Consider the following 14,262-nt stretch of genomic DNA (forward strand, 5'->3'; position numbering starts at 1 on the left):
GCAACCGGATTTGATATGATACCAATTCCGGTTGCACTCATACATGATGTTAACAGTCAACAGTCAACAGTCAACAGTCAACAGTCAACAGTGAATTTACTATTCCGATGAAGACAGGATTTGATATGACTAATGACTAATGACTAATGACCAATGACTGTTAGCTGTTAGCTGTTAGTTGTTATTGGTTATTTGTTAGTTTTTATTGGGAATTGAGAATTGGGCGAAGCGGAGGGATTGGGAATTCGTAGCCAGTAACCAATAACCAATAACCAATAACCAATAACTAATGACTAATGACTAATGACTAATGACTAATGACCAATGACTGTTAGCTGTTAGCTGTTAGTTGTTATTGGTTATTTGTTAGTTTTTATTGGGAATTGAGAATTGGGCGAAGCGGAGGGATTGGGAATTCGTAGCCAGTAACCAATAACCAATAACCAATAACCAATAACTAATGACTAATGACTAATGACTAATGACTAATGACTAATGACTTCTTCCCTCACATCAAAATCGGCGTAGATTCCGACTTGCTGCTAGCGTGACAAATGCGATTTTTACCTTCAGTTTTAGCTTGAAAAAGGGCGCTGTCAGCGCTGCGAATTAGGGTGCAGGGAGATTCCTGCGAATCAGGCATCGCTGTGGCAATTCCGCAACTGAGGGTAAGATAAGAGCCGATCGGCGATCGCGCGTGAGGCATTTTCAAACTGGCGATATCGTCGCAAATTTTCCGGGCGACAACGTTTGCCCCTTCGGCGCTGGTATTGGGCAGCACTACGGCAAATTCTTCGCCACCGTAGCGGGCGGCAAAATCCCCAGCCCGCTTGGTAGAAGAGGCGATCGCGCTGGCAACTTGGCGCAAACAATCGTCGCCGCCCACGTGGCCGTAAAACTCGTTGTAAAGTTTAAAAAAGTCGATGTCCAACATAATTAAAGAAAGCGGCAGTTCCTCTCTTGCCAATCTGCGCCACTCCAACATCAAAACGCGATCGAACTGGCGGCGGTTGGCAATACCCGTCAGTCCGTCAGTAGTTGCCAGTTGCTGCAATTTTTGATTGGCTATTGCGAGCTGGCGGTAAAGTTGAGATTGTTCGATCGCGATCGCCACTTGATTTGCTAAGTGCTGTAAAAAATCTATTTCCCACTGCTGCCATTCCCTCATACCGCTGCAATTGTATGCTGTCAGCATTCCCCACAATTTATTGCAATTTTCACTCCTCAAATCCGGCATACTAGAACCCTGCGCCTGCGGTTGAGCAGCCTGCCAAGAGATATAATCTTCCACTGCATCTGGTGTCTTTTCTGCTTCCCAAAAAGTGCCTTCTAGTCTGTTATTTGCCGTTTCCCAGTCGCTCGATTGCCAAATTGGCACGCTTAAAACTGCTGCAATTTCACAATCTGCCAGCAACTCTTTGTAACTGTCAGACAATTCGGCAGCGCTGACATCTGCTATTGCTTGTACCGACTGAGATTCGACCAAAACAAAGCATGACACCGCCAATGCAGCACTAATATTTTGATTTTCAATATAACCCAATGGCAAACCATCACCTGCGGCGATCGCACCTTGTTGCTCTTCCCCGTCGAGTTGAGATGCCCAATCCTGACAGCGATAAATTAAAACGCGGTCTGTTTTGAGAAATTGGCGCACTTCTGCGACGGTACTTTGGAGAATGCTTGCCCCGTCTATTGACGATCGAATATGTTGGATCATTTGTCCCAACAGCCGCTCCCGGAGAGCTTGTTGTCGCAATTGTTCTTCGACTTGCTGGCGTTCGATCGCGTAATGGATCGCCCGCACCAGCAGAGTTCTGTGAAATCTTCCCTTCACCAAACAATCTTGAGCGCCCGAGCGCAATAGCGACAGCGCCGTATTATCATCATTGGTATCCGTCAGCACCACCACCGCCACTGTGGGCGATCGGGCTTTCAAAATAGCAATATCCTGCCTTCCCCCCAAGCTGTCTGACACTGACAAATCCAACAGTATTGCATCAAAATTTTCTGCTTCTAGACACGCCAGTCCTTTCTCCAGAGAATTAACAGTTTGAAGGCAAAACAGAGACTCGCTGAATGACCCTAAAAGGTCTTCAATCAGCGTCGCATCTGCGAGGTCATCCTCAACCAACAAAATTTTCAGATATTGATGACGTGTTAACACAACTATAGCGTTCGCAGCGGGTTGAATGAAACTTTTTTGTTTTGAAATCTATACTTACCCTGCAATATGTCGGTCTATCAAATGTAGCCTACACTCACACTATCCATCTCAAGGTCAATTAAAGCTTACAGATCCCGACGCGGGAGCGAAACAATTTCAAACCAATACTCACATAAAGTCTTCATTACTTCAACCAATCCTTCAAAAGTCACTGGTTTGGATATAAAAGAATTAGCACCCAAGCGATAGCAAAGCAAGATATCTCCGCTGCGGTGCGACGTTGTGAGAATCGCCACCGGAATTTGTTGTAAATCCGGATCGGCTCTGATCGAAGTTAGTGTTTCTCGCCCGTCTAGCCTCGGCATATTCAGGTCCAAAAGTATCAAGTCTGGCTGGTGCCAATTACTGCTACCAGCATATTCACCGCGACCGTACAAATAATCTAACACTTCTTCTCCATTTTCCACAAATTCGATTTTAATTGTCAATCGAACTTCTCGCATTGCTTCCTGCATCAAAAAGCGCGTGTCCTCGTCATCGTTGGCTATTAGAAGAGTAAAATTTTTATTATTATAATTCACGACTTTACCTCACTACCAAGAAATTTTGTGAAGTCGCGGGACTTGGAGCGGTGTCCGATCGCCTGCAAAGCATCTCTAGTTCTCATCCGGCCAACCAATCTGAAAAAAAATGCCATTGTGTTGCAACAATTTGAGACTTTGCATAATGCGCCAAGCTTTGCGAATTCGGCTTGTTTCACTTGGCACTCTATCCGAGAACAGGCCAACTGCCAAGACATCACAAATGCTAGTCTGCGAATTACTAGGGAAACGACTGCATCCCACAGCAAGATGCTCGGGATAAATTTGAAATAAACTGACAAGTCTTGCACGCACCGCTGATTGTTAAGTTGTATAAGGATCGAGCTAATATATTGATCGTGATAGATTTTGAACTCGATGTCATCAGTGAATATGCTACTCTTTTACCAGCATTTGTGTAAAGACAAGATAAAGTTATTTAAAATTTAAGTAAAACCAGTTTCAAAAAAGCATCCAAATCTAGGCCCGCGATCCAAGCCCGGACACCTATTCCCAATTCGCAATGCCCCAATTCCCCAATCTAAAATCTCAAATCTCAAATGGTTAATGACAGCAGGGGGACTCCTGACTTCACTTAGGTACAGGAAAAGAAAAATAAAAAGTCGAGCCTCGACCCGGTTCTGATTCTACCCAAAGCCTTCCACCGTGGCGATCGACAATTCTTTGACAAATCGCTAAACCGATACCGGTTCCAGAATATTCTTTTTGCGCGTGCAAGCGCTGAAAAATCTGAAAAATTCGCGGATAGTGCTCTTCGGCAATACCAATACCGTTGTCCTGCACCGAAAACACCCAGTTATCCCCCTGACGCAAAGCGCCCACCTGTACCACCGGCATCCTGTGGCTGCAGTACTTAATGGCATTGCCAATTAAATTTTGAAACAGTTGCAGTAGTTGAAAACAGTCACCTGCGATCCTTGGCAAATCGCCCCTAGTTACAGAAGCTTGATTCTCGCGGATCGCCAACTGCAAATTAGCGCAAGCATCCTCAAAAACCAGATTGCAATCAATCAAATCGAAACGTTTCTGACTGCGACTAACCCGCGAATACTCTAGCAAAGCATCAATCAGCACCTGCATCCGCAGGCAAGAATTAACAATATTGTCGAGAAATTTAATTGCTTGGGGATCAAGTTGGTTCTGAAAGCGCTTTTCTAATAGTTTAGCATAGCCGGCAATCGTGCTCAAAGGCGCTTGCAAATCGTGAGAAGCCACGTAAGCAAACTGTTCGAGTTCGGCATTAGAACGAGTTAATTCTTCAGCATAGCGAGTTTGAGTCTCTAAACTCGCTTGGAGCAATTCTTGTACCAGCTTGCGCTCGGAAATATCCTCAATCGCACAAATCAAATACTGCGCCGTCCCCTCAGCATCGCGGATTGTCGAAACAGTAACGTTCGCCCAGCGCACTTCCCCATCTTTGCAGAGCAAACGCTTTTCCAGAGAAAAAGTTTGCATCTCCCCGGACAACAGCAAGCGCACGTATTCCGTGTCAGCTTCGATGTCATCGGGATCAGTAATTGCCCGCCAATGAAGCTGCAACAATTCCGATTCTGTATAGCGGACAATTTGACAAAAGCCGGGATTCACCCGTATAAATTGACCGCACAGCGCAGTTTTCGCTATGCCGACTGCCGCTTGCTCAAAGATCGCGCGGAAGCGTTCTTCGCTTTCTCGCAGGGCAATTTCGGCTTTTTTGCGATCGGTTATATTGCGAAATGTTACTGCCAAACCGTCGTTTAATTTGACCGCGACAAGGTGCAGCCAAACACCTGAATCTCGATCGCATTCGTAATAAAATTCTTGGTCTACAGTTTCTCCTGTTTCTACTACAGAAACGTACAAATCAAATAACCTGCTATTGCGAATTTCGGCAATTTCTACCAACAAATACTTGCCAACTATCTCATTTAATGGCACATCCGAAATTTGTTCAGCAGCACGGTTGACTAACAGCCACAGGAAATCCACAATATTTCCCTGATTGTTGCGGACAGCAGAATAAGCCACCACACCGTCTAAGGAACTATTTAAGATGCTAGCAAGCAGCGATTGCGACTGTTGCAGTTGAGCATTTTGCTCTTTTAGTTGCTGTTGCAGTTTTTGCAAGCTGACTTGCTTGTCGATGCGTGCTAAAACTTCTTCTATTTGAAATGGTTTGGCAATATAGTCCGCGCCGCCAACTCGAAAAGCCTGTAATTTATCGTTAATATCATCTAGTACGCTTAAAAAGATCACCGGAATTTGTGCGGTTTCCGCTGTCGATTTCAGTCGGCGACAAACTTCATAACCGTTCATTTCCGGCATTCTAATGTCGAGTAAAATTAAATCGGGGCAATGGGCGATCGCAGAATTCAACGCCAGTTTACCGCAAATAGCTCGGTAAACTTGATATCCCTGGGCTGTTAGTAGTTGAGATAAGAACCGCAGATTGCTCGGTTGATCGTCTACCACCAATATTTTAATTGGGCTTTTATCCATTTATTTTAAACTCGATTGAGTTAAATCCATTATCCTGTCTAGCCGATAATCGACAAGCAAATCTTTTAAAGCCTCAGCTAAAGTTGGATGACTTTCAGAAATGCGATCGACAATTTGAATCGCCAGCTCTTCATTAACATCATTAGCTGCGCCGTAGAGTTCCTGCACCCAACTTCCAGGCATCTGGGCCAGCAGCGGCAGGAAAAATGAATCGGGTTTTTCGCTGGCAAAATAACGCCGCCAAGCCCCCGCTTCCAGTCGGGGCAACTCTTGATAGATATAGCGCACTCCCAAGTAGCAAGCCATCTTATCAAAAAGGATTTGTTCTTGAAAAGGTTTCCGCACAAAATCGTCGCAACCTGCAGCAATAATTTCGCCTTTTCTTTCCTCAAAAGTGCTAGCAGTCAAAGCAATAATTACAGTTCGCGGCTTAGTTGCTTCCTCTTTAGCTCTAATTTGTTTGACAGCTTCAAAACCGTCCATTACTGGCATTCGCGTATCCAGCCAAATTAAATCCGGCTGCCAACTTTCCCAAAGTTCCACAGCTTGGAAGCCGTTTTCGGCTTCTCGGACTTCAAAACCAATTGGTTGCAGTATTTTCACCAGCAGCAGCCGATTTTCTTGATTGTCGTCAACTGCTAAAATCCGATAAACTGGTCTATCTGGTTCCACTCCGATTACCCGCTGCAAAGTCGCGACTGTTATTTCCGACGAAATAGCAGCAAATACTCGGATGTTGAATTTAAAACTGGTTCCCTTGCCTAAAACACTTTCTACCCCAATCTCTCCGCCCATTATTTCTACAAATTTTTTAGTAATTGTCAAACCCAATCCCGTACCATCAACCGCTTGTTTGCCAGCTTCTGTTTGCACGAAAGCATCAAATAAAGTATCAATTTCTGCCGCTGCTATGCCAACTCCCGTATCTTCTACTTCAAATAAAATTAAATATTGTTCGGCGCTGCAAGAACTAGGAGAAATTTCTGATGCTGCGGGATGCTGCTTGTCTTCCACCCTCGCTCGCAGCCAAATGCTGCCGCCGTTTTCCGTAAATTTCATGGCATTTCCCAACAGATTGATCAAGCAGACGCGCAGCTTTTTTTCGTCAGTTTTTATATATTGGGGAACATTGGTCTCCACGGAAAATCTCAGTTGCAAATTTTTGGCTTCAGCTTTGATTTGAAACATATCTTCGAGAGTGTCGAGGAGTTGATAAAGGTCAAAGCTGCGTTCGTCTAAGCCAATTATCCCGGCTTCTATTTTCGACAAGTCTAAAACATCGTTAATTAGTTCCAGCAAATGTTGACCGCTGCGGTTAATAATTCGGAGATTTTCGAGATTTTCGTGGCTCAGTAAAGAGTCGCGGCTCATGACTTGGGTGAAACCCAGGATGGCATTCAGGGGAGTCCGCAATTCGTGGTTCATGTTGGCAACAAATTGACTTTTTGCTAGGGATGCAGCGGCTGCGGCTTCTTCGGCTTTTTTGCGTTCTATTATTTCTTGTTGGAGTTCGGTATTGCGATCGAGCAATTGTCTTTTCAGTCTTTGGATGGTCAGTTGGTGTTCGATTCGCGCTAAAACTTCTGCGATATGAAACGGTTTTGTGATGTAATCTACCCCTCCAACTTGAAAGGCGGTTACTTTGTCCAATACTTCATCTAAAGCGCTGATAAAAATAACGGGAATTTCTGCTGTCTTCGGATCGGCTTTGAGCTGCGTGCAAACTTCGTAGCCGTCCATTTCCGGCATTTTAATGTCGAGCAAAATCAAATCTGGAGAACCCGATCGCGCGGCTCTAATTGCCATTTTGCCGTTAATTACGCCCCGGACTTTGTACCCCCGATCCGACAGGGTAGCTGATAAAACTTGCAAATTTTCTGGAGTGTCATCAACAATTAATATGTTGCCTTTATTCTCTTCTGTTTGATTTCCGATCATTGATGCTATTTGTTGTTAAATTTAAAATTACTGAAATTATGAAAATAGATTAAATTGTTATTGTAGCACTCGCTCGTGAACCCAGGACTTTCATGTTTACAAAACTTAGGAATACCCACCCCAAGAATTGGGTTTTTATAAGCGGATAGGACTAAGGTTAAAAAGTAGTTGGACGCGCCAATTATAGCGATAAATTGCGACCGGACAAACCATACATAATTAGGTTCTACGTCCCAGACTTAAATAGTCGATCGACCTAAATCATCAATCATCCCTAACCCGCCTCTGTCCCCTGGAACCTCGAACTTCAACTGACCTCCGTTAAATCTGTTACATCCGTTATATCCCGTACATTGTTCGTTTGTCTAACTTCCTTCAAAGATTTCTAAACTCCTCAATCAAATCAATAATCCGATCGCACCGGAAGTTATTCGCCAAATCGGCGATCGCCCTGCTGAAACCAAGATTAATCCCAGGAATCGACGACAGCAGCCGAAAAATCTCCTCGTTATCAACCGCATCCGCCGCAGCGTACAATTCATCAACCCATTGGGTCGGCATCCCTTCAAACAACGAAGCATTCAGCGTAAAAGGTACATCAGCAGTTTCAGACGCCCAAACGTCACCGGGTGCGACAGCATCCGAACTCGGCGCAGCTTCTCGATCGTAAACATAGCGAACTCCCAGATACTTAGCCATCTTTTCCAGAATCACTTGCTCCCGAAAAGGCTTTGCCACAAAATCATCGCAACCAGCAGATAAAATCATCGATCGCTCCTCATCAAAAGCACTCGCCGTCAGAGCAATAATCACCGTTGCTTGACCTTTCAAATGCGCTTTAATTTGTTTGGTAGCTTCGTAGCCGTCCATCACCGGCATCCGCATATCCATCCAAATCAAATGAGGTTCCCAACTCGACCACACCGACACAGCTTCAACCCCATTTTCAGCGTCCCGCACCGCAAAACCAAGCGATGCCAGCATTCTCACCAACAGCAAGCGGCTTTCCAGGCGATCGTCAACAGCTAAAATCCGATATTCCGGCTGGCCCGGTTCCAGCCCCACAACCAAACGCGCTGTTTGAGCCACCTGAATTTCCACTGCATTTGGTAGCGAAACTTTAACATCAAATCTAAAAATACTGCCGTTACCGACACTGCTTGTCACCGTCATTTTTCCTCCCATTAACTGCACGAACTGTTGGCTGATCGGCAAGCCTAAACCAGTTCCTTCTTGAGCTTTTCTCCCGCTTTCTGTTTGCACAAAAGGTTTAAACAAATTATCCATTTCTTGGGCTGAAATTCCCGCACCCGTGTCTTCAACTTCAAATTGCAAGCAGCAATTCTCACTCGGCGGAATCTCTCCGCGATTAGTGTCTGACAGCAGCTCATGTTTAACCCTCAAATTAACACCGCCTTCCGCCGTAAACTTGATCGCATTTCCCACCATATTAATCAATACTTGGCGCAACTTGCTTTCATCTGTTTCTACATATTGAGGTAAGTCTGGAGTCGAATCAAAAATCAACTGCAACCCTTTTTTTTCGGCTGGCAGCTTCAGCATATCTTCAGTAGTTTTTAGCATTCTGTGCAAGTCGAAGGTGCTGTTATTAACTGTTACCAGCCCGACTTCAATTTTTGACATTTGCAGAATATTGTTGATCAGATCGAGCAAATGTTCTCCGCTGCGGCTAATAATTCCTAAGTATTGCTTTTGGTCGGCATCGAGGACTGCCGCACGGGCAAGCAGTTGGGTGAAACCGAGAATTGCGTTGAGGGGAGTTCGCAATTCGTGGCTCATATTCGAGAGGAATTCGCTTTTTGCTCTGTTGGCTCTGTCGGCTTCTTCTTTGGCTTTTTTCAGGGCTGTTTCTGCTTGTTTCCGCTCAGTAATATCGCTGGCTGTTCCTGTTGTACCGCTGATATTTCCGTCTGCGTCGAATCGCGCGATCGCCTTCGTATTGACATCGATCGATCGGCTATCTTTTCCTATTACTATACTTTCGTACTGAAACACATCATCTCCCGTCAACAAGCGCTGCTGCAGTTCCCTGTTCCAGTCTATTTGTCCGGGCGCCAAGAAATCGCCAAAAGAACATCCGAGCATTTCTTCAGCTTCGTAACCGTAGATTTGTTTGACTGCTTGATTCACAAAAGTAATGTGTCCTTGGGCATCGCAAGACCAGATAATATCTTGGGAAGTTTCAACTAAATGGCGGTATTTTTCTTCGCTCTCTGCTAGAGCTATTTCTGCCAGCTTGCGGGCAGTAATGTCCATCAAAGTTGTGAAAAGTTTTGTCACTTGCCCTTGTTGGTTGACAACTGTTTCTCCTCTGGATTCGATGTAGCGGATGAAGCCGCCTTCACTTGTTTTTGACGGGAAATTATCCGCACTAATTGTCGCTTCAGGCCGCACAATTCTAAATTCCAGACTGTAGCATTGTCCGCTAGCAATAGCAGCGTCGATCGTAGTTTGCCATTTTTGTCGATCGTCTGGATGCACGTATTGCGAAAACTCAGCTACTGTTGGCGCAGCCTGAGTTGAACCGAGACCAAAAACTTGAGATAATTCTTCCGACCAAGTAGTTGTATTAGCAGAGAAATCCCATTCCCAATTGCCGAGGCGGGCAATTCTTTGCGCTGCTGCTAAAGAAGCCGCTAAAGCGCGGAGTTTTTCTTCTGCCAATTTGCGATCGCTAATATCTTGAATCACAGAAATCACGCAGGTTTCGCCATGAATTTCAATGATTTCAGCAGACAGCAGTCCGGTTCTGAGTTCCCCAGTTTTAGTGTACCAATCAAATTCGTAGTTGCGAACAATTTGTTGTTCCCCTAACATTTCAAACAACTTTGACCGGGCTTCTATACTTTTCCAAATATTAAAGTCGAGCGCCGTGCGATCGAGAATCTCTGCTGCTGAATAACCGATAGTCTGGCAAAATGCCTCATTAATTTCTAAATAACTACCATCTTGAAATCTGGTAATAGTAATCGGGTTAGGAGAAGAACGAAAAGCTTTAGCAAACTTTTCCTCAGACAATCGCAGTTGTGCAGTCCGTTCCTCCACTAAAGTTTCCAATTCTTGATTCAGCGTTTGGAGTTGAGCATTTTGTTCCGCTAATTGCTTCTCCATAAAATAGCTGTTGACCGCTTCTTTTACGGTCAACTTCAAATCTTCTGACTGCCAAGGCTTCGATATATAGCGGTACAACTTAGCATATTTAATAGTATTCGCCACTGCTTCGAGGTCTGCTTGCCCCGTCAGCATAATTTTGATAGTTTTGGGCAAAATTTTGTGAATTTGCTTCAGCAATTCATCCCCTTTAATATTCGGCATCAGATAGTCCGAAATTACTGCGACAATTTCGCTGCCATCTGCCAGCAATTCATCTATTAACTCTAAAGCATCTTCGCCCCCTTCAGCAATTTCTAATAAATGTTCTTCTCCCAAGACTTTTTTTAACTCGATTTTCAAACTTTCAAGAATTATCGGTTCGTCATCCACGCAAATAATCACAGGTTTATTGTTCATATTTTTGCCAAACCAGATTTTATAGTTTCTACTAATTCTTGCCCATCCCACGGCTTATACAAACATCGGTGCAAGTTTGCTTGCTTTTTTACCCGTTCTATTGCAACTTCGTCGGCTTGACCTGTCAGCATAACTTTCACAATTTTGGGATATTTTTGGTGAACCTGGATCAAAAATTCATCTCCTTTAATACCGGGCATTAACCAGTCCGATACTATGACCAAAATATCGCTTTCATCTTCTTCTCTCAGTTCCTCGATAATTTCCATAGCTTCATCGGCATTTTCTGCTACCTCATACAGGTAAGCATCGCCAAATTCTTTTTTAAGTTGAATTTTTAAACTATTTAAAACCACAATTTCATCGTCAACGCACAGAATTACTGGTTTGGACATAAAATTTTACTCATCTTTTAATTTCAAATTGGGAGGAAGATTTCGCCGAATTTTTAATTTCTCTCAGTGATTTAGACGGGCAAAGATACAGTAAACTTGGTTTGACCTGGCACGCTTTCTACTTGCAGTTTACCTTGGTGTTTTTCAATAATTTTGTGAACTATATCCAATCCCAAGCCGCTGCCTTCTCCCGCAGATTTAGTTGTAAAAAAAGGCTCAAAAATTCTTGGCATAATCTCAGGAGGAATGCCTTTGCCGCTGTCGGTAATACTGACAAAAATTGTGTTATTTTGGTGTTTTACATCAATTTTTAAAATCCCTTTGTTGCCCATCGCTTGTAAAGCATTGTGAAGCAAATTTGTCCAGACTTGATTTAGTTCATCAGCATAGCATAGCACAAAGGGCAAATCAGTACCATAGTTTTTTACTACTTCTACACCGTGTTTGATTTGGTAGTGGTAAAGGGTTAAAACGGTATCAATGCCGTCAGTAATATTTGCGATCGCCTTGGAGCCAGACTGGTCGTAACGAGAGTAGCTTTTTAAAGCAAAAACAATTTTGGCAGCCCTATCTGTCGCAGTAGCAATATTTTTAGTGCTTTTTTGTACTGTAGCGAATTCGTAGGCAATTTGTAAAATATTTAGATTTTTAGGGTCTTTCAACAAAGGTAAAAAAGGTTCTACGTTATTGCAGATACCAATATCTAACAATGTGCAGGCAAGGCTATCTGCGTTGTCAATTGCTTCTGATTCTAATTGCCGCTGCACAAGTTTTTTCAACTGACGTTTTTCTTTACTAGATAACCTGTCTGTTTCCTCGCTTGATTTATGCAGTAGGGCAAAGAAATCCTGCTGCCGTTCCGGGGATAGTTGCTGAAAAAATATCGGCAAATGCTGCAATTGTCTGCCCCAGAAGTCGGCGATGTTCTGCACAGAGGAGCGAATCGCCCCCAAGGGAGAATTTATTTCGTGGGCAACTCCGGCAATTAACTGTCCGAGGGCTGCCATTTTTTCTGATTGAATCAGTTCTTGCTGAGTGCGCTTTAGTTCTTGCAGCGTATGAGCTAATTCCGCATTTTTTTTGTGCAGCGCCGACTCTGCTAGTTTGCGGTCGCTGATGTTACGAGCAACCCAAATCACAGCATTTTTTGAGAACAAAGAAATGCAGGCAGAAAACCAAATTGCGCGATCGGCTACTGTTAAGCTATAGTCGAAATTGATAGTTTCTTGCGTTTCTAATACTTGCTTAACTAACTTCCACCAATCATCTGGGTTATCTTCATCAAAAAAATGTTCTATAGTCAAGCTGACTGTATCGCAATCAGGATCAGAAAAGGCTGCTGTATTGGTCGGCAAAACTTCTATGTTGCCCTGAATGTCGAGTACGAGAACGATATCTGTCATGGCTTCAAAAATTCCGCGAACTTTGGTTTCAGAAAAATATAACTTTTCTTCTAGCAATTTGCGTTCGCTAATTTTTTGCTGCAATTCTTCGTTGCTGGCAGCTAGTTGAACAGTGCGCTCTTGCACTCGCTGTTCGAGTTCGGTGTTCAGGCGTCGGACTTCCTCTTCTGCTGTGGCGCGGTCTTGTATTTCCTGCTTTAACTGACTGTTAGCGTTAATTAGTTCTAAAGTTCGCTGTTGAATTTGTTCTTCTAAATTTTCATTTAAAAGTCGCAGTTGTTCCTCTACTTCGCTTCTCAGAACAGCTTCTTTTTGCAATTGTTCGTTCACTTCTTTTAACTCCTGAATTTTATTGGTCACTGTTTCTTGCAAAAGCTCGATATTGTGCATTTCTACCGGATATAAAACCTGCAGCAGCGTACTTTGGGTTACAATTCCGGCTAAATATCCTGCTGCGTCATTACCTCAGAAATTGTCAGCCCTGCTAGGGGTATTTCGCTAGCAGTTATTTCGACAACATCGCGCTCCGTCAAAATCCCGATCGGTTGCCGCTCAAACGCGATTAAAACGCAACTGGCGCTCGCCTCAGTCATGGCGGCGATCGCAACTTTCAAGGGTGTGTCTGGAGGCAGCACAGGCGGTTTGAGGTCGATCGCCTGTTCGAGCAAGTGTTGGTTATCATAAATTGTGGTTGACATAAGCAAATTAAGGGTAGAAATGGAGATATAATCTGCAATTAAGACACTATAATAATTAAATATTTCCTTTATTTATTTATTACCCCGCTCTCGGAATTGCGAAAGTTGATCGATCGGCGGTTGAGGCAGCATGATTATAAAGTTTACGTTACTCTGAACCGACAATTAATACTATTTTAAATTTGACATCTTACAGTGTCAACAGCCCGATCGCGATCGAAGTTTAACATCCGTCTAATATCATTTTTGATTTGACATTTTTCATTAAAAAATTAACAATTGGAAATCACCGAGCGCATAACGGTTTAGAACGCGCCCCTAAATTTGCATTTTTTTAACCCCGCCCAAAAATGGATACCGTGCCACGCAATCTTGTCCTATCAATTCCGGTTGCACTCATACATGATGTTAACTGTTAACAGTCAACAGTTAACAGTGAATTTACTATTCCGATGAAGAGAGAATTTGATATCATCTAGAGCCAAAACATTGAGACTCCTGTATTTGCTCCGGCGATTCACGGCATTGCAAGTAAATCTCAAAATCTCAACTCTAAAATCGAATGACATCCGTCTAAAGTTGCATTTTTGGTCGTGCATCATATAATTTCGGGTGCACAGCGGGCTAAATGGCGATCGAAATTGACACAGTAAACGTCCTTTGACCGATCGCCGATCTTACTTCTATCTTAGCCGAATGTTTTTCGACAACTTTCTTAACAATATCCAATCCCCAGCCAGAGCCTTCGCCAGCGGGTTTGGTGGTAAAAAACGGGTCAAATATGCGCGGCAAAACCTCCGGCCCAATTCCCTTGCTGCGAATATTTGATGCTAACGAACATTCTCTGATTTTAAGCTCTCAGCTATATGCTGAAAACTCCACAATTGTCCATCGCTTGTAAAGCATTGTGAATCAGATTTATCCAAACTTGATTTAGTGTAGCCGCTGATATGTGTCCGCAGCGATCGCCCCAAATATTCTGATACTTGCCTGTTACCGCTAAGCCACGAGCTTCATCAATTCTTCTTGACACTCCTCGACCTTAAGGCA

Annotated in this window: 10 protein-coding genes; all 10 read right to left on the reverse strand. The window is 43.6% G+C overall.

The genetic code is table 11. The features are described 5' to 3' along the window. Nucleotides 1–508: 508 nt before the first annotated feature. On the reverse strand, nt 509–2,167 hold the full coding sequence (locus tag QUA97_RS12250; RefSeq protein WP_333194723.1) for a diguanylate cyclase domain-containing protein: 1,659 nt from the start codon (nt 2,165–2,167) through the stop codon (nt 509–511). A gap of 125 nt (nt 2,168–2,292) precedes the next feature. Next, nucleotides 2,293–2,748: a response regulator gene (locus QUA97_RS12255; protein WP_333194724.1), complete on the reverse strand. Its 456-nt coding sequence runs from the start codon at nt 2,746–2,748 to the stop codon at nt 2,293–2,295. A gap of 591 nt (nt 2,749–3,339) precedes the next feature. Then, on the reverse strand, nt 3,340–5,247 hold the full coding sequence (locus tag QUA97_RS12260; protein ID WP_333194725.1) for a PAS domain S-box protein: 1,908 nt from the start codon (nt 5,245–5,247) through the stop codon (nt 3,340–3,342). Further along, complete coding sequence (locus QUA97_RS12265; RefSeq protein WP_333194726.1) at nt 5,248–7,185, reverse strand: ATP-binding response regulator; 1,938 nt, start codon at nt 7,183–7,185, stop codon at nt 5,248–5,250. Between the two features lie 375 nt (nt 7,186–7,560). After that, nucleotides 7,561–10,716 carry a PAS domain S-box protein gene (locus tag QUA97_RS12270; RefSeq protein ID WP_194065842.1) on the reverse strand — a complete coding sequence of 1,052 codons (3,156 nt, stop codon included), beginning with the start codon at nt 10,714–10,716 and terminating at the stop codon, nt 7,561–7,563. Continuing rightward, on the reverse strand, nt 10,713–11,111 hold the full coding sequence (locus QUA97_RS12275) for a response regulator (RefSeq protein ID WP_194008497.1): 399 nt from the start codon (nt 11,109–11,111) through the stop codon (nt 10,713–10,715). The genes QUA97_RS12270 and QUA97_RS12275 overlap by 4 nt, the downstream gene beginning before the upstream one ends. A 71-nt stretch (nt 11,112–11,182) precedes the next feature. After that, a complete protein-coding gene (locus QUA97_RS12280; RefSeq protein ID WP_333194727.1) occupies nt 11,183–12,874 on the reverse strand; it encodes an ATP-binding protein in 1,692 nt (563 codons plus the stop codon). Nucleotides 12,875–12,954: 80 nt separating this feature from the next. Then, nucleotides 12,955–13,212: a CBS domain-containing protein gene (locus QUA97_RS12285; RefSeq protein WP_228049712.1), complete on the reverse strand. Its 258-nt coding sequence runs from the start codon at nt 13,210–13,212 to the stop codon at nt 12,955–12,957. Between the two features lie 624 nt (nt 13,213–13,836). Beyond that, on the reverse strand, nt 13,837–14,004 hold the full coding sequence (locus tag QUA97_RS12290; protein ID WP_304941026.1) for an ATP-binding protein: 168 nt from the start codon (nt 14,002–14,004) through the stop codon (nt 13,837–13,839). Between the two features lie 70 nt (nt 14,005–14,074). Then, the gene (locus QUA97_RS12295; protein ID WP_194065841.1) at nt 14,075–14,245 is read right to left on the reverse strand and encodes a hypothetical protein; all 171 of its coding nucleotides are present in this window, start codon (nt 14,243–14,245) and stop codon (nt 14,075–14,077) included. Nucleotides 14,246–14,262: the final 17 nt, after the last annotated feature.

It is taken from the genome of Microcoleus sp. CZ3-B2, from assembly GCF_036705055.1.
Classification (GTDB): Bacteria; Cyanobacteriota; Cyanobacteriia; order Cyanobacteriales; family Microcoleaceae; genus Microcoleus.

Bases quoted from the DNA above. Each gene is read 5' to 3' on its own strand.
- QUA97_RS12260 (WP_333194725.1), bottom strand. From the start codon at position 5,247: ATGGATAAAAGCCCAATTAAAATATTGGTGGTAGACGATCAACCGAGC.
- QUA97_RS12265 (WP_333194726.1), bottom strand. From the start codon at position 7,185: ATGATCGGAAATCAAACAGAAGAGAATAAAGGCAACATATTAATTGTT.
- QUA97_RS12270 (WP_194065842.1), bottom strand. From the start codon at position 10,716: ATGAACAATAAACCTGTGATTATTTGCGTGGATGACGAACCGATAATT.
- QUA97_RS12275 (WP_194008497.1), bottom strand. From the start codon at position 11,111: ATGTCCAAACCAGTAATTCTGTGCGTTGACGATGAAATTGTGGTTTTA.
- QUA97_RS12285 (WP_228049712.1), bottom strand. From the start codon at position 13,212: ATGTCAACCACAATTTATGATAACCAACACTTGCTCGAACAGGCGATC.